Source organism: Pseudorhodoplanes sp., assembly GCF_059499825.1.
On sequence record NZ_JCABZI010000002.1, the window covers coordinates 548435 to 569234 of the forward strand.

The 20800-nt window shown below is 62.8% G+C and carries 18 protein-coding genes; 16 read left to right on the forward strand and 2 right to left on the reverse strand.

Features of this window, described 5'->3' with window-relative positions:
- Positions 1-21 precede the first annotated feature (21 nt).
- Entirely contained in the window at positions 22-414 is a 393-nt protein-coding gene (locus tag AC5I5I_RS06065; protein ID WP_495970904.1) for a hypothetical protein, read from the forward strand.
- 120 nt (positions 415-534) lie between these two features.
- On the opposite strand, the gene AC5I5I_RS06070 is transcribed toward AC5I5I_RS06065, so the two are convergent.
- The gene (locus AC5I5I_RS06070; protein ID WP_495970906.1) at positions 535-822 is read right to left on the reverse strand and encodes a c-type cytochrome; all 288 of its coding nucleotides are present in this window, start codon (positions 820-822) and stop codon (positions 535-537) included.
- Between the two features lie 56 nt (positions 823-878).
- On the reverse strand, positions 879-1406 hold the full coding sequence (locus AC5I5I_RS06075; RefSeq protein WP_495970908.1) for a DUF6455 family protein: 528 nt from the start codon (positions 1404-1406) through the stop codon (positions 879-881).
- Positions 1407-1502: 96 nt separating this feature from the next.
- Between AC5I5I_RS06075 and ccoN the strand changes: the two genes are divergently transcribed.
- The 15 genes from ccoN (at position 1503) to AC5I5I_RS06150 (ending at position 20797) form a co-directional block, all read left to right on the forward strand.
- Positions 1503-3137: a cytochrome-c oxidase, cbb3-type subunit I gene (ccoN, locus tag AC5I5I_RS06080; RefSeq protein ID WP_495971144.1), complete on the forward strand. Its 1635-nt coding sequence runs from the start codon at positions 1503-1505 to the stop codon at positions 3135-3137.
- A gap of 6 nt (positions 3138-3143) precedes the next feature.
- Complete coding sequence (ccoO, locus tag AC5I5I_RS06085) at positions 3144-3878, forward strand: cytochrome-c oxidase, cbb3-type subunit II (RefSeq protein ID WP_495970910.1); 735 nt, start codon at positions 3144-3146, stop codon at positions 3876-3878.
- A 7-nt stretch (positions 3879-3885) separates the two neighbouring features.
- Positions 3886-4044 (forward strand): cbb3-type cytochrome c oxidase subunit 3, encoded by a 159-nt coding sequence (locus AC5I5I_RS06090; RefSeq protein WP_495970912.1) that lies wholly within the window; start codon positions 3886-3888, stop codon positions 4042-4044.
- Between the two features lies 1 nt (position 4045).
- Positions 4046-4918, forward strand: a complete 873-nt coding sequence (gene ccoP, locus AC5I5I_RS06095) for a cytochrome-c oxidase, cbb3-type subunit III (protein WP_495970914.1) — start codon at positions 4046-4048, stop codon at positions 4916-4918.
- Between the two features lie 5 nt (positions 4919-4923).
- Positions 4924-6441, forward strand: coding sequence for a cytochrome c oxidase accessory protein CcoG (ccoG, locus tag AC5I5I_RS06100; protein ID WP_495970916.1), 1518 nt, complete (start codon positions 4924-4926; stop codon positions 6439-6441).
- 35 nt (positions 6442-6476) lie between these two features.
- The gene (locus AC5I5I_RS06105) at positions 6477-6944 is read left to right on the forward strand and encodes a FixH family protein (RefSeq protein WP_495970918.1); all 468 of its coding nucleotides are present in this window, start codon (positions 6477-6479) and stop codon (positions 6942-6944) included.
- Positions 6941-9187 (forward strand): heavy metal translocating P-type ATPase, encoded by a 2247-nt coding sequence (locus tag AC5I5I_RS06110; RefSeq protein ID WP_495970920.1) that lies wholly within the window; start codon positions 6941-6943, stop codon positions 9185-9187. The genes AC5I5I_RS06105 and AC5I5I_RS06110 overlap by 4 nt, the downstream gene beginning before the upstream one ends.
- On the forward strand, positions 9184-9351 hold the full coding sequence (gene ccoS, locus AC5I5I_RS06115) for a cbb3-type cytochrome oxidase assembly protein CcoS (protein WP_495970922.1): 168 nt from the start codon (positions 9184-9186) through the stop codon (positions 9349-9351). The genes AC5I5I_RS06110 and ccoS overlap by 4 nt, the downstream gene beginning before the upstream one ends.
- Before the next feature lie 75 nt (positions 9352-9426).
- Positions 9427-10257: a universal stress protein gene (locus AC5I5I_RS06120; protein ID WP_495970924.1), complete on the forward strand. Its 831-nt coding sequence runs from the start codon at positions 9427-9429 to the stop codon at positions 10255-10257.
- Positions 10258-10280: 23 nt separating this feature from the next.
- Positions 10281-11624 (forward strand): oxygen-independent coproporphyrinogen III oxidase, encoded by a 1344-nt coding sequence (gene hemN / locus AC5I5I_RS06125; protein WP_495970926.1) that lies wholly within the window; start codon positions 10281-10283, stop codon positions 11622-11624.
- A 143-nt stretch (positions 11625-11767) separates the two neighbouring features.
- Entirely contained in the window at positions 11768-13129 is a 1362-nt protein-coding gene (locus AC5I5I_RS06130) for an LLM class flavin-dependent oxidoreductase (RefSeq protein WP_495970928.1), read from the forward strand.
- Between the two features lie 340 nt (positions 13130-13469).
- On the forward strand, positions 13470-16241 hold the full coding sequence (locus AC5I5I_RS06135) for a FecR domain-containing protein (RefSeq protein WP_495970930.1): 2772 nt from the start codon (positions 13470-13472) through the stop codon (positions 16239-16241).
- 160 nt (positions 16242-16401) lie between these two features.
- Positions 16402-18174, forward strand: a complete 1773-nt coding sequence (locus AC5I5I_RS06140) for a type I secretion system permease/ATPase (RefSeq protein WP_495970932.1) — start codon at positions 16402-16404, stop codon at positions 18172-18174.
- Complete coding sequence (locus AC5I5I_RS06145; protein WP_495970934.1) at positions 18171-19472, forward strand: HlyD family type I secretion periplasmic adaptor subunit; 1302 nt, start codon at positions 18171-18173, stop codon at positions 19470-19472. The genes AC5I5I_RS06140 and AC5I5I_RS06145 overlap by 4 nt, the downstream gene beginning before the upstream one ends.
- Before the next feature lie 182 nt (positions 19473-19654).
- On the forward strand, positions 19655-20797 hold the full coding sequence (locus AC5I5I_RS06150) for a glycosyltransferase (RefSeq protein WP_495970936.1): 1143 nt from the start codon (positions 19655-19657) through the stop codon (positions 20795-20797).
- Positions 20798-20800 lie beyond the last annotated feature (3 nt).

Here is a 20800-nt window from a genome sequence, read left to right on the forward strand (position 1 = left end):
ACCAGCACCATGGGAGCGATCATGACTTCGCCGACGCACATGTTGCCCCGCGGCTTCCGAAAGATCCGGCTGGAACTTGCCCGCGAAAAGGGACATCCCGCCGGCAGCGCGGGGCGTGGCTACATCATCGTCGCGCCGCTGGATCATGATCGCCGCTTCGATGCCGCCGCCTGGAAAGAACACCGGGATTCCTGCCGGGTCGTGCGCTTCCGCTCGGGTGAGAATGACGACATCGGCCATCTGGTACACCGGCCGGGTGGGAGTTGGGCCTTCCGATACGACATTCGCGGCGATGAAGACGACGAAGCCGGATATCGCTTTGAGGACGAGCGCTTCGAGGTCGGCGAATATGTCTCGGTCCGCGAAGCGGATGCGACGCACACCTACCGCGTCATCTCGGTGGAGTCAGTCTAGCCAAGCCGCAGGAGCGGACAGCAATCCTTAACGGACAACCTGAACAAAGAAAAAGAGCGGTCCTTCCGGCCGCTCTTTTCGTATCGGTTCCGTTTCGGGCAGGATCGTTTGCCGACAGTGTCAGCGGAGTGAATTCAGGAAGGCGATAAAGTCCGCGGTCTGCCCCGTGTCGAAGCGAAATTCCGGCATGCTCGGATGCCCGGTGACGATACCCTCGGTCAGCGCTTCCTGCAGATTCTCAACGGGATATTTCTTGTGGAGGTCGCGAAACGGCGGCGCGGCCTGAAGCGGACTTGGGCTCACTTTGTCGATGGCGTGACATCCGACGCAATAGGTTCGCGCGATCACGACGCCGCGCTGAGCACTTGGATTTTGCGCGAAGGCCGCAGACGTCGCCAGCGTCGCCATCACGACCGCCCCGGCGAGACCCGCCGAGGCGGAAAGGGAACGGGACCTGTCCGAACTCAATGGCATTTCGCGGAGCCCAGCGCTTCGATCGTCAACTTATTCGGACAATATTGCGGCCAGCTCGCCGCCTTCGGTTTGTCATCCAGTTCGTGGGCGCACTGCGATTTGCTCTCGCAATAGGAACAGCACCGCTGCATGTCGCGCAACAAGCCCGAATCGATCGCCCGAAAGTCGATGCCTGCCTGTTCGAGCCGGCGATAAAGCAACGATGCCGAATCGCCGGATTGCTTGGCAAGTTCCAGAACGTCGCCGAAAGTCAGCCCTGCATCGTGCACCATGCGCTCCAGTTCGGCCGTGCCGAGTGCCTGCAATTCCGCCATGGCCATTCGCCGCTGGCGATACCGCCTCCAAGCCTGCCCTATCGCATGAAAAAGTCCCGAATTGTCCGCGCCTGATTGAATGGTCATAGGCACCTCCTGATCCTGATGCTGCCAGTCTTTTGACAGCGTTCCGAAGTGCCGGCCTTGAGCTTGATCAACGTCGCGCACGGCTTTTTTCCGCTTCTCGTTGACTTCGATCAACATGGAACACCTCGCAACCCATCATTCGTAGGCCATAGCGGATCATGACGTTCAGCGCAGGTTTCCATGCCACAGACACATGCTGGCTCCTTGAAGTCGATGAGCATCGGCGAAGGCGCGCTCGCGCTCACCTTTGCGGCGACGGCTTTCCTATCCTTCTTCATCGCAGCGATGGCGCATACACCGGAATATGCCTTCCATGCCTCGCTGTTCGCGGCGGGAAGCGCGGCTGCGGTCTTCGCGATCGTCGAGCGCTATTTCAACCGGCCGGCGGCGCGGGCGCCGCTGACCATCGACGGCAAGCCGAATTACAATATGGGCCCGGTCAAGTTTGCGACCGTCGCCGCCATGTTCTGGGGAATCGCAGGCTTTGCCGTCGGTGTCTGGGCGGCGCTGGAACTCGCCTTCCCCGTTCTCAATTTCGATCTTCCCTGGCTCACGTTCGGCCGCATCCGGCCCCTGCATACGTCCGCGGTGATCTTTGCCTTCGGCGGCAACGTCCTGCTCGCAACGTCATTCTATGTCGTACAGCGCACCTGCCGCGCACGGCTGGCAGGCGACCTTGCGCCGTGGTTCGTCGTGCTCGGCTACAACTTCTTCATCCTGATCGCCGGCACCGGCTATCTGCTCGGCGTGACCCAGGGCAAGGAATACGCCGAGCCTGAATGGTACGCGGACCTCTGGCTCACCATCGTCTGGGTCGCGTATCTGATGGTGTTCCTGGTGACGCTGATGCGGCGTTCCGAGCCACATATCTATGTCGCCAACTGGTTCTACATCGCCTTCATCGTAACCATCGCGGTCCTCCATCTCGGCAACAATGCCGCGATCCCGGTTTCCGTCTTCTCGCCGAAATCCTACATCGTCTGGTCCGGCGTCCAGGATGCCATGGTGCAATGGTGGTACGGCCATAACGCGGTCGGCTTCTTCCTCACCGCCGGCTTCCTCGCGATCATGTACTACTTCATTCCGAAGCGAGCGGACCGGCCGATCTATTCCTATCGGCTCTCCATCATCCACTTCTGGGCGCTGATCTTCCTCTATATCTGGGCCGGGCCGCATCACCTGCATTACACAGCCCTGCCCGACTGGGCGCAAACGCTCGGCATGACGTTCTCGATCATCCTCTGGATGCCGTCATGGGGCGGAATGATCAACGGCCTGATGACGCTGTCGGGAGCATGGGACAAGCTGCGTACCGATCCTGTGCTGCGCATGCTGGTGGTGTCGGTGGCGTTCTACGGCATGTCGACCTTCGAGGGTCCGCTCATGTCGATCAAGGCGGTCAACTCGCTGTCGCATTACACCGACTGGACCATCGGCCACGTGCATTCCGGCGCACTCGGCTGGGTCGGCTACGTCTCCTTCGGCGCGATCTACTGCCTCGTGCCCTGGCTCTGGAACAAACGCGAGCTCTACTCGCTCAAGCTCGTCAACTGGCATTTCTGGATCTCGACCATCGGCATCGTGCTCTACATCTCGGCGATGTGGGTGTCCGGCATCCTGCAGGGCCTGATGTGGCGCGCCTATACCAGCCTCGGCTTCCTCGAATATTCCTTCATCGAGACGGTCGAGGCGATGCATCCCTTCTACGTTATCCGCGCCATCGGCGGCATCCTGTTCCTCGCCGGCGCGCTGATCATGGCCTTCAACCTCTGGATGACGGTCGCTTCCGGCGAGGAAGCGCCCCAATCCACGGAAACCGATTCGGCCGCACTGGTCCCGGCGGAGTAAACTCACATGTCTCTCTGGTCGAAACACGCCATCTTCGAAAAGAACTCGCTCGTCCTTCTGATCGGCGTTCTGATCGTCATCTCGATCGGCGGCCTCGTCGAAATCGTGCCGCTCTTCTACCTCAAGAGCACCATCGAAAAGGTATCCGGCATGCGGCCCTATACGCCGCTCGAACTTGCCGGCCGCAACATTTATGTGCGCGAAGGCTGTTACAATTGCCACTCGCAGATGATCCGCACGATGCGCGACGAGGTCGAGCGCTACGGTCATTACTCTCTTGCCGCCGAGAGCATGTATGACCGGCCGTTCCAGTGGGGGTCGAAGCGCACGGGTCCAGATCTCGCGCGGGTCGGCGGCAAGTATTCCGACGAATGGCACCGCGACCATCTCAAGTCTCCGAAATCGGTCGTCCCCGGCACGGTCATGCCGGCTTACCCATGGCTCGCGCGCAACGAGCTCGATTACACGCACATCGCCGATGACCTGAAGGTGCAGGCGGTTCTTGGCGTCCCCTATTCGAAGGAGATGATCGCCAATGCCGCTAGCGACCTGCGGTCGCAGGCGGCCGCAGACCATCCGGATGCCGATGCGTTGCAGAAGCGATACCCGAATGTTCAGGCGCGCGATTTCGACGGCAATCCGCGCGCGATCTCGGAAGCCGACGCTTTGATCGCCTACCTGCAGATGCTGGGCACACTGGTCGACTTCAAGCTTTACGACAACAAAGCCAATATCCGCTGAGGCAAAGATGGCCGAAACCTACAAGACGCTCGCCGAATTCGCCCAGACATGGGGCCTCGTCTATTTCGTGGCGGTGTTCCTGCTCGTTATTGTTTACGCGTTCTGGCCGTCGAACAAGAAGAAGTTCGACGAGGCTGCGCGCATGCCCCTGCGTGAGGACGACTGACATGGCCAAGCGCGACATCGACCAAGTCACCGGCGTTGAAACCACCGGGCACGAATGGGACGGAATCCGCGAACTGAATAATCCATTGCCGCGCTGGTGGCTGTGGACATTCTACCTGACGATCATCTGGTCGATCGGCTACTGGATCGTGTACCCGTCATGGCCGCTTCTGACCAACTATACGCAAGGCGCGCTGGGCTGGAATTCGCGAACGGCCGTTGCAGAAGACCTTGCGGCGCTGCGCGCGAAGCGCGCAGCGATGGAAAGCCGCATAGCGGCAGCGCCGCTGCAAGAGATACTGGCCGACCAGCAGATGCTCGACTTCGCGCGCGCGCAGGGCCGGGCGGCCTTCGCCGACAATTGCGCACCCTGTCATGGCGCCGGCGGCGGCGGCGCGAAGGGATATCCCAATCTCAACGACGACGACTGGCTCTGGGGCGGCACCCTCGACGATATCGTCTACACCATTCGTCATGGCGTCCGGTCGACCGATGAAAAGTCCCGCCAGGGGTCGATGCCGGCCTTTGGACGCGACAAGCTGCTGGAGCGTCCGGACATTCTCGCCGTCGCCGAGTACACCCGCTCGCTGTCGGGCTTGCCGGTCGCGGCCGGAGCCGACCTTGCACGCGGTAAAAAGGTCTTTGCCGACAATTGCGCGGCCTGTCATGGCGACGCCGGCAAGGGTAACCGTGAGATCGGCGCACCCGACCTGACCGACCAGATCTGGCTTTACGGGTCAGGCCAGGATGTCATCGTCGAAGGCTTGATCAATGGCCGCGGCGCGATGATGCCGCACTGGGCGCCGAGGCTGGACGACACCACGATCAAATCGCTCGCGGTCTATGTCCACACACTCGGTGGCGGTCAGAAGTAGCCATCATGGTTGAGCTCGTCATCGATCATCGGCAGAAGGCAAAGGCCTCACCCGGACCGACCGGGAACGCGCCTCAGCCGCCTGCCGATGACTCGCACGAGATCGAGCCGCCACTCTACGCCGCGCGCCGGAAAATCTATCCGCAGAGCGTCCACGGCACATTCCGGCGCATCAAATGGGCTGTGCTCGTCGTCACGCTCGCGATTTACTACTTCCTGCCTTTCGTCAGGTGGAACAGAGGCCCTGATGCGCCCGATCAGGCGGTCCTGATCGACTTTCCGGGGCGGCGTTTCTATTTCTTCTTCATCGAGATCTGGCCGCAGGAAGTCTATTTCTTCACCGGGCTTCTGATCATCGCGGCGATGGCGCTGTTTCTCTTGAACGCCGTGGCCGGCCGCGTCTGGTGTGGTTATCTCTGCCCCCAGACTGTGTGGACGGACCTGTTCCTCGCCATCGAGCGCTTCGTCGAGGGCGACCGCCGCGAACAGATTCAGGCCAATGCCGGTCCATGGACGGCCCAACGGATCGCACGCAAGGGCGCAAAGCACTTCCTCTGGCTGATGGTGGCGTGGTGGACCGGCGGCGCGTGGGTTCTGTACTTCGCCGATGCGCCGACGCTAGTGAAGGATCTTGCAACCGGGCATGCGCCGCTGATCGCCTATGGCTGGATCGCATTGCTGACGGCCACGACTTACACACTCGCCGGCCACATGCGCGAGCAGGTCTGCACCTATATGTGCCCGTGGCCGCGCATCCAGGCCGCGCTCACCGACGAATATGCTTTGAATGTCGCCTACAGGTTCGACCGCGGCGAACCGCGCGCTTCTGTCAAGAAGAGCGAGCAACTGCGGCTGGAAGGCCTGCCCGCCGGCGACTGCATCGATTGCCGGCAATGCGTGAATGTCTGCCCGACCGGAGTGGATATTCGCAACGGCTCGCAGCTCGAATGTATCCAGTGCGGCCTCTGCATCGACGCCTGCGACAACATTATGGAGAAGATCGGCCGGCCTACCCGGCTGATCGGCTACGACAGCGAGGTCAATCTGAAGCGGCGGATTGCAGGTGAGGCTCCGGTCCAGAAGATCGTGCGCACCCGCACCGTCATGTACGCGCTGATCATCGCGGCGGTCGGCGGCATCATGCTGTATGCGCTGCTGACCCGCCACGCCTTCGATGTGAATGTCATCCACGACCGCAATCCGGTTTTCGTCCGGATGGCCGACGGCGCGATCCGCAACGGCTATACCATGCGCATTCTCAACAAGCGCTTCGAAACTCGCCGCTTTGCGGTGTCTGTCGAGGGTGTGCCGGCGGCCGTTGTTGAAATCGTCGGACTACCGCTTGGCTCAGAGCGGATTGTAGAGGTCGGGCCGGATCAGTCGCGCGAATTCCGCGTGCTGGTCAACAATTACGAGTTCGCCCCGCCGGCTTCCACGCCGATCGTATTCCACGTCCTCGATCTTGAGTCGCGTGAATGGGCGCAGGCGCGGGATCATTTCCGAGCACCGGAGCGAGCAAAATGACATCCAGGGCAGTTCCCCCGAAAACAGCGCGCAAAGTGACCGGGACGACCGTGCTCGTCTGCTTTGTCGGATTTTTCGGCATCGTCGCAATCGTCAACGCGATCATGATGTACGCTGCGATCACGACATTCGCCGGAACCGAGACGTCGTCCTCCTACAAGGCGGGACTTGCCTACAAGCAGGAAGAAGCGGCCGCCGTCGCGCAAACCGCGCTCAATTGGCAGGTCGATGGACGGATCGTCCGGAACCCGGCGGGCGAAGCGGTTCTGACGGTCAGCGTGAAGGACGCAAAGCTGGCGCCGGTGCACGGCATCGATGTGACCGCACGCCTCACGCACCCGCTGAATGCGCGGCTTGACCACGATATCGCGCTCTCCCGGATGTCGGACAGCGGCTTCCGCGGCGCGACCGAAGCGACCGCAGGACAATGGACGCTCATTGTCGAGGTGGCGCGCGCGGGCGAGCGCGTGTACCGCACCAAGAGCCGTGTGGTGCTGCAGTGACCGTCACCCGGCGTCTCGATTATTCTCACTATACGCGCCGTGGCTCCGACGGAGCCGCGACCATGGACGTGGTCGTCGACGGCATCCATTGCGGCGGGTGCATCGGCCGCATCGAGCGCTCATTGAAGACGGTTCAGGGCCTGTCCGATGCCCGCCTCAATTTCACCAACCGGCGGCTGACGCTCACCTGGAGCGATCCCGCCTTCGATCCAGGCGAAGCCATCCGGCTGCTGGAGGGCATGGGCTACCATGCCAATCCGTTCCGCCTTCAATCGGTTGAAGAGCAGGAAGCCGTCCAGTCGAAGTTCCTGTTGCGCTGCCTCGCGGTGTCGGGCTTCGCCGCGATGAATATCATGTTGCTGTCGGTGTCGGTCTGGTCTGGGAACGTCACCGACATCACGCCGGAAACCCGCGACCTGTTTCACTGGCTGTCGGCGGCGATCGCCCTCCCCGCTGCCGCATATGCGGGGCAGCCATTCTTCCGCAGCGCATGGTCCGCTCTGAAGGCGCGCCACACCAACATGGACGTCCCGATTTCACTCGGGATCCTGCTGGCGCTCGGCCTGTCGCTCTATGAGACCGCGCATTCCGCCGAGCACGCCTATTTCGACTCCGCGATCATGCTGATCTTCTTCCTGCTTTGCGGGCGCGTCCTCGACCAGATGATGCGGCGCAGGACCCGCGCCGTAGCAGGCAACCTCGCGGCGCTGAAATCCGACACCGCCTTCCGATTGATGGACAACGGGGAACTGGTTCAGGTGCCGTCCGCCGTGCTGCGGGTCGGCGACCGCATTCTGGTCCGCGCGGGAGAGCGGATCGCGGCAGACGGCGTCGTGGTCAGCGGCCACGCGCATCTCGACGAGAGCCTCATCACCGGCGAAACCACGCCTTCAAAGGCGCGGGCGGATCGGCAGGTCTATGCCGGGAGCATCAATCTCGACGGTGCCCTGACCATTCGTGTTACCGCCGCCGGCGAAAATACCTTCCTCGACGACATCGACCGTCTCCTCGACAAGGCCGTCCATGCGCGGTCGCGTTACGTCAAGCTGAGCGACCGCATCGCGCGCTATTACGCGCCCATGGTTCACGCCACCGCGGCACTGACCTTTGTCGGATGGATGCTGGCCGGACAGTCGGTCCATGCCTCCGTGGTGACGGCCATCACCGTGCTGATCATCACCTGCCCATGCGCCTTGGCGCTCGCTATACCAGCCGTTCAGGTGGTGGCGGCAAGCGCGCTGTTCCGCTCCGGCGTGTTCCTGAATGCAGGCGATGCAATCGAACGGCTGGCTGAAGCCGATGTCGTCGTCTTCGACAAGACCGGAACGCTGACCCTGCCGGAACCGCATGTCATCAATGCCGCCGACGTCGACCCGCAGTCGTTGGCGCTTGCAGGACAACTTGCATTATCCAGCCGTCATCCCCTCGCCGCCGCACTGGCCCGCCGGCAAACCGGCGCAAAGCCTCTCGACGATGTCACCGAGGAATATGGCCGCGGCGTACGCAGGATCGTCGATGGTGTCGAAGCCCGGCTCGGCAGTCCGGCCTTTTGTTCGGTCGAGGTGCCGAGCGCTCTCATCGAGCGGCATCCGCAGGCATCGCTGATCGCTTTCCGGCACGGCGATCGCCACGCCGTCTTTGTGGTGCATCAGGCGCTGCGCCCGGACGCCGCCAAAGCCGTCGATGGCCTCGTGCAACTCGGACTGGCAGTTCACATCCTGTCCGGCGATCGCCCCCAGGCGGTCGAACCGATCGCAAGATCGCTCGGGATCGCCAATTGGCGCGCCGGACTGACCCCCGCCGACAAAGTCGCAATGATCGAGACCTGGAAGAGCGAAGGCCGCAAGGTGCTGATGGTCGGCGACGGCCTCAATGACGCGCCGTCGCTGGCGGCGGCAAGTGTCTCGATATCGCCGATCAGCGCCGCCGACCTGTCGCAGGCGCAGGCCGACGCCGTGTTTCTCGGAACCAGTTTAAATCCGGTCCTGTCGACGGTTCGGACCGCGCGCCGGGCGCGCGCGATCATGCGGCAGAATCTGTGGCTTGCCATCGGCTACAACACGATTGCCATTCCGGTCGCAATTGCCGGCCTTGTGACCCCGCTGATCGCCGCAGCGGCGATGTCCGGATCCTCCGTTCTGGTGACGCTGAATGCCCTTCGCGCGCGAACAAAGAACAACGCGCAATCCCAGGACACCATCGAACAGACTCTCCCCGTCGTTCCGGCAGCGCGGCCCACATGAACGTCCTGGTCTATCTCGTGCCGATGGCGCTGGCGCTGGGCCTTGCCGGCCTGGCTGCATTCCTGTGGTCGCTGCGCAGCGGTCAATACGAGGATCTCGAGGGCGCCGCGCACCGCGTTCTCGACGATGACGACCTGCCCGGCGGTGGCCCGCAGAAAGGCTGAGGCCTTCCGCGGTTGACTTGCGTCAACATCAGAAAAGCTGCCCGCCATATGAATAGAGGCGCAGAGGAGCTTTTCATGCCGAAGGACATCGTCGTCAACCTGACACCCGGCCGGCCGCAGGACCCGGCCGCGGACTATGCCATCTCGCTGGCGAGCGTATTTGGTGCACATCTCACCGGCATCGCGTTTGCACTGGAGCCGGCGATTCCTGCGGGCGCGATGGGCGGCATCGCCGGCGACGTGATCGACCACGCGATCGTCGAGGCCGAGCGCCAGGCAAAAGAGTCGATCGCGCGGTTCGAAGCCGGGACGAAGAAACAGGGTGTGCTGTCGGACAACCAGATGATCACCGCTCTGGTCTCCGATGCAGTCAGCCGCTTCGGCCAGATGGCACGCCACTTCGATATGTCGGTGGTGTTGCAGCCGGACCCGGATAGCACCTCAGCCAATGACCTGTTCCTTGAAGCCGTATTGTTCGGGTCAGGCCGCCCGGTTGTGGCCGTGCCCTATATCCAGAAGGAGCCGGCCAAGCTGGATCACATTGTTTGCTGCTGGGACGGCAGCGCGACGGCCGCAAGAGCGATCGGCGATGCAGCACCACTCCTCGCCAGGGCAAAAACAGTCGAGCTTCTGATCGTTACGAACGGCCGCGAGAAGACAAATGAGGAGGTCGGAGCCGACATGGCGACCCATCTTGCCCGTCACAAGCTGAACGTGTCTTTGCAAAGAATTTCGTCAGGCGACATTGATGTTGGCAATGCAATTCTGTCCTACGTGGCCGACCGGGATGCAGATTTCCTGGTGATGGGCGGCTACGGCCACTCGCGCTGGCGCGAATTCTTTCTGGGAGGCGCCACGCGCCAGATCCTGTCCAGCATGACACTGCCAACCCTGATGTCGCACTAGAGCTCTTGCAAGAGGCGGCCGATATGAAGAGCGATCCGCAATCAGCAGTCTCGACCTTCGCAGCGGTGAATGTCCCACGCTATACGTCCTATCCGACCGCTCCGAATTTCACGACAGCGACCACTCCCGCGCGCTATGTGCACTGGCTTTCGGCTTTGCCGGCCGAGTCGACCTTGTCGCTCTACATCCATGTGCCATTTTGCGCCGAACTCTGCCTGTATTGCGGCTGCAACACGAAAGTGGTTCGCCGCCGCGAGCCCGTCGACCGGTATCTACGGACGCTAATCGACGAGATCGCTATCGCGGCCTCGCATCTCGGTCCGCGCAAGGTGAAGCATCTGCATTGGGGTGGCGGCACGCCCTCGACGCTGGGCGACGCCGGATTGCGTCAGGTGATGGAGCGACTGGCCGGTGCGTTCGATCTCTCCACCATACATGAACATGCAATCGAGATTGATCCGCGTCATGCCAATGCGTCGCTCGCGGCAACGCTGGCGGGTATCGGCGTGAACCGCATCAGTCTCGGTGCTCAGGATTTTGCCAGTGACGTTCAGCAGGCCATCGGCCGGGTGCAGCCATTCGACCTCGTCAAACGCGCCGCGGAAATGTTTCGCGAGGCCGGCATTGATGGGCTCAACATCGATCTGATGTACGGCCTTCCGCGCCAGAGCCTGGCCGGTGTCGCGCGCAACGCCGACCTCGCCGCGTCGCTGCAGCCCGGACGGATTGCCCTGTTCGGCTACGCCCACGTCCCATGGATGAAGAAGAACCAGCGGCTGATCGATGCGAGCCTCCTGCCCGGCCACCAGGAACGCCTCGCGCAAGCACGCGTGGCAGCCAATGTCCTGACCGGACATGGCTTTCGTGCCATCGGCTTTGACCACTTCGCCGACCCGCGCGATGAACTTGCCATCGCCGCCAGCGAAGGCCGCCTGCGCCGCAATTTCCAGGGCTACACCACCGACCAGGCCGATGCGCTGGTCGGCTTCGGCGCATCGGCGATCAGCCGGACGCCATCGGGATATGCCCAGAATGCGCCGGATATCGCCGGTTACACCCGCGCCGTCGAAGCCGGGCGATTACCGATCGTCAAGGACATCGAACTGACGTCCGATGACAAACTGCGGGCACATATCATCGAGCGTCTGCTGTGCGACTTCGCGATCGACCTAGACGCGGTGGCCTCACCGCACGCCTTCAACGACGAGATCGCGGCGCTCACGCCTTTCGTCGATGCCGGTCTTGTGCGGATCGACGGTGGCCGCATAACCATCCCGACGCCCGGACGAAGTTTCGCACGCCTGATCGCTGCGGCCTTCGACGCCTATCTGCCGGCGAACCGGACGCGGCATTCCGCGGCGGTCTGACGCGAGAGCAGCGGCGCACGTCCGCAACCCGGTCCGCATGCTCACGGCATGATCACATGTCATGACATGCCTGATCTCCAGCCTCCACGCTTGCGCTTTTGCGGCCGCCCGACCAAATTTCGGCCTCCCAGGAGAGAGACCGCATGCTGGCGACACGCAAGCTTCATCTCGGCGCCTTCATGCGCCCGGTCAGTCTGCACACCGGCGCGTGGCGTTATCCCGGTGCCTGGCCCGACGCCAATTTCAATTTCTCGCATCTGAAGCGTTTCGCGCAGACGCTGGAACGCGCCAAGTTCGATGCGTTCTTCATGGCCGATCATCTGGCCGTGCTGAACATGCCAATCGACAGCCTCAAGCGCAGCCATACGGTGACGTCGTTCGACCCGCTGACGCTGCTGCCCGCGCTCGCCGCCGTCACCGAGAAGATCGGGCTGGTCGCGACCGCATCGACTACGTTCGACCAGCCCTATCATGTCGCCCGCAAATTCGCCTCGCTCGATCACATCAGCGGCGGCCGCGCCGGCTGGAATCTCGTCACCACATCCAATCCCGATGCTGCATTGAATTTCGGCATGGACGACCACATGGAGCATGGCGAGCGCTACAAGCGCGCACGCGAATTCTTCGATGTGGTGACCGGGCTGTGGGACAGCTGGGCCGACGATGCCTTTATCCGCGATGTCGAGAACGGCATCTATTTCGACCCGGACAAGATGCATGTGCTCAATCACAAGAGCGAGTATCTGTCGGTGCGCGGACCGCTCAACATCGCACGGCCGGTGCAGGGCTGGCCGGTGATCGTGCAGGCTGGCGCATCGGATGCCGGCCGGCAGATCGCGGCGGAAACCGCCGAGGCGGTGTTCACCGCGCAGCCCAATCTCGAGGCCGGGCGCAGGTTCTATGCCGACGTGAAGGGCCGCACCGAGAAGGCCGGCCGCAATCCGGACCATCTGAAAATCCTGCCCGCCGCCCTGGTCATCGTCGGCGACAGCGTGCAGGAGGCGCAGGACATACGCGCCAAACTGGACAGTCTCGTCCATTACGACAGCGGCATCGCCTCGCTCTCGATCGCGCTCGGCCACGACGCGTCGCAATTCGATCCCGACGGGCCGCTCCCGGACATCCCCGAGAGCAACGCCAGCAAGACCGCGCGCCAGAATGTGATCGACCTCGCCCGCAGCACGGGGATGACGGTGCGCCAGCTGGCGCAGCGGCTGGGCGGCTATTCCGGGCTTGCTTTCGTCGGCACGCCGCAGACTGTCGCGGACGAGATGCAGGACTGGCTGGAGCAGCGCGGCAGCGATGGTTTCACGGTGAACTTCCCCTATCTGCCCGGCGGGCTCGACGCGGTCTGCGAGAAGCTGGTGCCGGAACTGCAGCGCCGCGGCATTTTCCGGTCCGAGTACGAGGGCAGCACCCTGCGCGAGCATCTGGGCTTGCCGCGGCCGGAAAACCGGTTTTTCACCGGAAAGGGAGAGACGAGCGCCAAGCCGGGCGGCGGGTGACGCAGCGGGCCGCGATTCGATTCGGCTTCCGGGCAGACACTGATTTCACACAAAAAATCAGTTCTTTAGAAAAGCGGTCCAGCGATGCGCCCACCGGTACTTCAATACTTTGCGCCGTCTCGCGCTCGTGATTGGTAAAATGGTCCCGCGTCCGGTAACCACTCCTCAACGAAATCCCTGTCTTTCGTTAGGCCTTCGTTGACCCTGTTGCGGCCGAACTTTAGAATGGTCCCGCAAATGAAGAGGCGCGGCGGTAACCGGCGGGGGTTGCTGCCGAAATTTGCCGTTTCGTGCTGTCCGACACGGCAGGAACGCTTTCTTTTTCTGGGACGCGCCGACGATGCTGAACGCGGTGCTGGCGTTAAACGATCTGGACACGAAAGTGTTCGATTCCCCGATTCCGGGAGAGGCGCCGCGTATCTATGACGACCACGTCACCGTTCCGGACGCCCATCTCCTCTTCAACGGCCAATTCCAGCGCGTCGGCAGCAATGATCTGAAGATCGTTGGCGAGGACGGCCAGTCGTTCTTCATCCAGGACTATTTCGCCTCTGAGACCCGCGCGCACCTGATGTCGCCGCAGGGCGCGACCCTGAGCGCCAGCGTGGTCGAAGCGCTCGCCGGCCCCCTCGCCCCCGGACAGCACGCGCAGGCCGGCGGACAGCCCGCCTCCACCCAGCCGGTGATCGGCCGCGTCGACGCGTTGTCCGGCTCCGCGACGGTGGTCCGTAACGGCGTCACCGTCTCGCTCAATGTCGGCGATACCGTGCGCAAGGGCGACGTGGTCCAGACCTCCGGCGGCTCGTCTGTCGCCATCGTCTTCACCGACGGCTCCACCTTCAGCCTGAATGCCAATGCCCGCATGGTGCTGGACGAATTCGTCTATGCCGCAGGCGGCACCGGCAATTCCGCATTGATCAGCCTGGTGCAGGGCACCTTCAGCTTCGTTGCCGGACAGGTGGCGAAGACCGGCGACATGAAGGTGGAAACGCCGGTCGCCACCATGGGCATCCGCGGCACCGCGGTGCTGGTCGAGATTTCGGCGAATGACGGCCAGACCCGCTTCTCGGTGATGGTCGAGCCGGACGGCACCACCGGCGCCTTCAATCTCTACAACAAGACCACCGGCGCCCTGATCGGCACCGTCAGCAATTCCCAGGTCGGCTGGGTGGTGACGCCCGCGGGCCCGCTGCAGGTGGTGGCGCAACAGGTGCAGAAGACGCCGGGCGAACTCGCGCAGGAACTCGGCATCGTCCAGCAGATCTTCACGATCTTCAACAACAACCAGCAGAACCCGTTCGTCCCGACGCAGGACCGCGGCGACAACCCGAACGACACCAACCCGCAGACCGCGCAGGGCGGCGGCGGATCGGGCAGTGTGCTTACTGTCAACGTGCCGATTACGACGCCGGACAATCCGACGCCGACCAATGTTACGGTCACCGTCACGCCGGTCGGCAACACAAATACCGACACGACGCCGGAACTGCCGACGCCGGCGGTTGGCTCGCCGCCTCAGACGCCGAACGTTCCGATAGTCCCTACACTGAACATCATCAACGGAAGTGGCACGATCACCGGAACTCCCGGCAATGATCAGATCACCGGGTCGCAGGGAGATGACGTCGTCGACGCTCTGGCCGGCAACGATTTTGTCTTTGCAGGCGACGGCGATGACATCATCGTGGCGGCATCCGGCGGCGGCAACGATTTCTACGATGGCGGCACCCACATTAACGGCGACACCATTAAGTACGAGAGCGCCAACGGTGTTGTGTTCAATCTCAACAACGGCACGTTCAACCTCGGCGGAGAAAACATCGTCAAGTCGAGCACCGCGTCGAGCTTGGGCACCGGGACTGACGTGTTCGTGCGTGTCGAGAAGATCATCGGCAGCGGCGGTAACGATTTATTCGTGCTGCATGACAAGGCGTCGTGGATTATCGATGGCGGCGCAGGAATCGACAGAGTTTCAATTTTTGGAGACCTTAACTTCCTGCAAGCTGACGAACTTGACGGCCCCTCTCTAACGAACATCGAAATTATTGATCTCAATTCCTCTGACCCCAACACCCTAGAGGTTCGTTTCGAAGACATCTTGTCAACGAGCTCAGGTGGGACACTCAGAGTGGTCGGTGGGAATGACGACACAATAAAAATATTTGGTGGAGAGTTCGGCGGCTACTGGCAAAAGCTGCAGAGCGGAGTTGCTTACACCGGCGACTCGCTTACGACCGGCGTCAGTTTTGACGTCTACGGTCTTCATTATGCGGGACAAACGGTCACGGTTTATATCGATACCGATATTACAATCAGCCCTCCTGAAAATTCTGCACAAGGAGCCACAAGCTCGATCGGCAGCGTTGCAATAACCACATTTGATGGACGAAGGTCTGCTCAACTGAATTCGGGCGCCACGCCCGAAGACAACATCGAGGAGTTTCTTGGCCTAGCAAGCAATGCATTGGATGCGATAAACCCTGGAGCAACAGTCGGCTCCGCCATTGCATTTAACATTTTCTTGGGTGCTGGTCAGACGGTGAGCGTTAGCTGGCGTTTCGACGCAAACGACTATCTGCCGTACAACGACTTTGCCTTTGTTTCGATATCTCCGCTCAAGCAGACACAATTGATTTCGAACGTTGAGCAAGTAGGCAACTACGGTATTTCAGATTGGGGAACCAGTTCGTTTGTCGCCCAACAGGACGGCTTCTACAGAATCGGCGCTGGCGTCGTGGATGTCGGCGACGGCGCGTTGCCATCAAGTCTTTATATCGCGAATCCTAGTTTCGTTGGAACTACGCAGAATGACACCCTCTATTCAACCTTACTGAACGACACCTTCACCGGCGGCGGTGGCAGCGATACGTTCGTGTTCGGCAACGAAGGTGGGTACATGAGCGGTCAAGACACAATCACTGACTTCACGCAGGGTGAAGACCGCATTGCGCTCTACGGATATGCAGACATGTGCGATCTCACGATCGAGTTCGTAGACGACGGCCAGAATACCCAGATCGGTTTTGGCGACGGTAACACCATCACTTTGAGTGGTGTTATCGCGCTCGCCTCAAGCGACTTCATCTTCCATCCTTCGAACGTGTTTGACTGAAGGCCGCCGACGGCTGAACGTGGTGTCTAGTCCCCTTTAGAGCCCTTCTGACCTGAGCCTCCGGCCCCACTTCCCCTGCGACATTTTCTCGTAAAACTGCCATGATGGTAGTAGAGCGCGTCGTCGGCCAATCGACGCGCCGCCCTGGCAAGAACACCATATGCAACGCCCCGCCTCCCCTGCCACCCCGCAATCCGAGCTTTCGGCGGCCCTGTCCGCCTGCCGCGGCGCGCTGATCGCGATCGCGCTGTTCTCGGCGGTCAGCAACGTGCTGATGCTGACCGGCTCGATCTTCATGCTGGAGGTCTATGACCGGGTGCTGCCCAGCCGCTCGGTGCCGACGCTGATCGGGCTGTGCGTGATCGCCGCCTTCCTGTTCGGCATGCTGGCGATCATCGACATCATCCGCTCGCGCATCATGGTCCGGATCGGGGCGAGCCTCGATGAGGCGCTGAGCGGGCGCGTCTACGAGACGCTGGTCAAGGTGCCGCTGCGGGCGGGCAATCGCAGCGACGGGCTACAGCCGCTGCGCGACCTCGACAATGTCCGCTCGTTCCTGTCCGGGTCCGGGCCGATCGCCTTTTTCGACCTGCCCTGGCTGCCTATCTATATCGCGATCTGCTTCGTGTTCTTCCACTTCTGGATCGGCATGGCCGCGCTGTTCGGCGCCGTGCTGCTGGTGACGCTGACGGTCCTGACCGAAATGTGGACCAAGAAGCCGATGAACGATGCCTCACAGGCTGCGCTCGCCCGCAACGGGCTGGCGGAAATCTCGATCCGCAATGCCGAAGCCATTTCCGCCATGGGCATGCTCGGCCGCATCTCCGCGCGCTGGGCGGAGGCGAACCGGCGCTACATGTCGAGCCATCGCAAGTCGAGCGATGTCGCCGGCGGCCTCGGCGCGCTGTCGAAATCCTTGCGCATGATGATCCAGTCCGGCGTGCTCGCGGTCGGCGCCTGGCTGGTGATCCATCAGGAGGCGTCCGCCGGCATCATCATCGCGGGCTCGATCCTGTCGGCGCGCGCGCTGGCGCCGGTCGACCTCACTATCGCCAACTGGAAAGGCTTCCAGGCGGCGCGCCAGAGCTGGGGACGCCTGAACCGGCTGCTCGCGATGTTCCCGCCGCAACAGGACGTGCTGCCGCTGCAGGCGCCGAAGGCGAGCCTCGCGGTCGAGAATGTCGCCGCCGCGCCTCCGGGCGTGCAGAAGGTCATCGTCCAGGATGTCAGTTTCGTACTGCGGGCCGGCAACGGTCTCGGCATCATCGGTCCGAGCGCATCGGGCAAGTCCTCGCTTGCGCGGCTGATCGTCGGGTTGTGGCAGCCGGTGCGCGGCAACGTACGCCTCGACGGCGCAGCGCTGGACCAGTGGATGCCGGATGCGCTGGGCAAGCATGTCGGCTACCTGCCCCAGAATGTCGAATTGCTCGCCGGCACGGTGGCGCAGAACATCTCCCGCTTCGAGCGCGAGCCGAGCCCCGAGGCGATCATCAGCGCCGCCAAGACCGCAGGCGTCCACGACCTGATCGTCAAGCTGCCGGAAGGCTATGAGACCCAGGTCGGAGAGCAAGGCAGCGCGCTGTCCGCCGGACAGGGCCAGCGGATTGCGCTCGCCCGCGCATTGTACGGCGATCCGTTCCTGGTGGTGCTGGACGAGCCTAATTCCAATCTCGATTTCGAAGGCGACGAGGCTCTGGCGCGCGCCATCATGAGCGTGCGCAAGCGCGGCGGCATTGCCGTGATCGTCGCGCACCGGCCTAGCGCGCTGGAAGCGGTCGACCTCATCCTGGTCATGGGTGGCGGCCGCATGCAGCACCCGGTCGGGCCGAAGGACCAGGTTCTCGCGAAGGTGCTGCAGCGGCCCGGGCAACCACCGGCGCCGCCCTCGCCCGCCCCGCAACCCCTGCAAGTCGTACCCGGACGAGTCCCATGACCCAGCGATCCGCAGCGCAACCGTCGATCCGCCGGCACATGGTCGCCGGATCCGTCGTCGTGGCCATCCTGGTGTTCGGCTTCGGCGGCTGGGCGGCCACGGCGCAATTGTCCGGCGCGCTGATCGCGCCGGGCCAGATCGTGGTCGATTCCAACGTCAAGAAAGTGCAGCACCCGACCGGCGGGATCGTCGGCGAAGTGCGGGTGCGCGACGGCGATTCGGTGAAGGAAGGCGACATCGTCGTGCGCCTCGACGATACCGTCACCCGCGCCAATCTCGCCATCGTCACCCGCGGCCTGAACGAACTCACCGCCCGCAAGGCGCGGCTCGAGGCGGAACGCGACGGCCAGACCGAACTTGTGTTTCCGAAAATGCTGACCGCCTCCGCCGACCCGGAAGTCCGCAACATCATGGACGCGGAGCGCAAGCTGTTCGAACTGCGCCACACCTCCCGCGCCGGCCAGAAGTCGCAGCTGAAGCAGCGCATCGGCCAGCTCGACGAGGAAATCCTCGGTCACACCGCGCAGCGCAATGCCAAGGCCAAAGAGGTCGAGCTGATCAACCGCGAACTCGCCGGCGTCCGCGACCTCTACAGCAAGAACCTGATCCAGCTGAACCGGCTGACCCAGCTCGAGCGCGAGGCCACGCGCCTCGAGGGCGAGCGCGGGCTGCTGATCGCGACCACCGCCCAGGCCAAGGGCAAGATCTCCGAGCTGGAATTGCAGATCATCCAGATCGACCAGGAATTGTCGAGCGAGGTGGCGAAGGAGATGCGCGATGTCGACGCCAAAATCGGCGAATTCGTCGAGCGCAAGGTCACGGCCGAGGATCAATTGCGCCGCATCGATATCCGTTCGCCGCAGAGCGGCACCGTGTTCCAGTCGGCCGTGCACACGATCGGCGGCGTGATTTCGGCGGGCGATGCGATCATGCTGATCGTGCCCGCGGCCGACAATCTCACCGTCGAAGCCAAGGTGAACCCGCAGGACATCAACCAGCTGCAGATCGGGCAGAAGGCGATTTTGCGCTTTACCGCCTTCAACCAGCAGACCACGCCGGAAATCGACGGCACGGTGTCGCGGATCTCCGCCGACATCACCACCGATCAGCGCACCGGCGTCGGCTATTACACCATCCGCATCGCCTTGCCGCCGGAGCAGGTGGCGCGGCTGGGCGACGTGAAGCTGGTCCCGGGCATGCCGGTCGAGGCGTTCATCCAGACCGGCGAACGGACCGTGCTGTCCTACCTGGCCAAGCCGCTGTCGGACCATTTCAATCGCGCCTTCCGGGAGAAATAGGCGCTAGCGTCCCGGCCGGCCCGAAAGGGCGTTGCCCGATGCCGCGCGGGTGCGGGCGGGCGCTTCCTAAGAGGAGTGCCTCGGCGGCAGGGCCTGGACGCTTCATGGTCCGGACGCTTCATTTTGCGGCGTTTCTTGCGTAAGAGGAGGCCCCGCTCCGATCACGAACCCATCCAGCCAGAATGACCGTTTCGATCGCCGCCATATCGCTCATGATATGGCTCTATTGCGTCTTCCTCCGCGGCGGCTATTGGCGCGCCGATGTTAAGGGCGACAAGCCCTCCGCAGCGCCCGCGGCATGGCCGCACATCGTCGCGGTCATTCCGGCGCGCAACGAACAGGAATCGATCGCGGCCAGCGTGACGTCCCTGCTGCTGCAGGATTATCCGGGCCGGTTCTCCGTCATCCTAGTGGACGACAACAGTGAGGACGCGACCGCGTCGATTGCGGCGTGTCTTCCCGAGCAGACCGGCTCGCAGGTCGCGCTGACGATCCTGCGCGGCGAGCCGCTGCCGGAGGGCTGGACCGGTAAATTGTGGGCCGTGCAGCAGGGGATCGCGGCGGCGACCCGGGGCCGTCCGGACCTTCTGCTGCTCACCGACGCCGACATCGTCTATGCGCCGGACATGGTGCGGACACTGGCGGAGCGCGCCGAAACAGGCGGCTACGTGCTGACCTCACTGATGGCGAAGCTGCGCTGCGAGAGCCTGGCGGAGCGCGCTTTCATTCCGGCCTTCGTCTATTTCTTCCAGATGCTCTATCCGTTTTCCTGGATGAACGACCCGAAGAACCCGATGGCCGCAGCCGCCGGCGGCTGCATGCTGATCCGCGCCGATGCACTGGAGCGGGCGGGCGGGATCGCAGTCATCCGCGATGCCCTGATCGACGATTGCTCGCTGGCTGCGGTGATGAAGCAGCAGGGCCCGATCTGGCTCGGCCTGACCGATCGTGTCCGCAGTATCCGCGCCTCCGGGGCACTGGCCGATATCCACGCCATGGTGTCGCGCTCGGCCTACGCCCAGCTCCGCTATTCGCCGGTGCTGCTGGGCCTGACCCTGGCGGGCATGGCCGTGACCTATTGGGCGCCCCCGCTCCTCACTCTGTTCGGCCATGGAACCGCACGGGCGCTGGGGCTCGCGGCCTGGGCGCTCATGGCAGTCTCCTTTTGGCCAATGTTGCGCTTTTATGGTCTAACCCCGCTCTGGGCACCCGCCCTCCCGGCCATTGCGACCGGCTACATGGCATTTACCTTCAGTTCCGCGCTCCAGCATATGCTCGGCAAGGGCGGACACTGGAAGGGGCGTTACCAGGCGAGAAAAGCCTGAAGA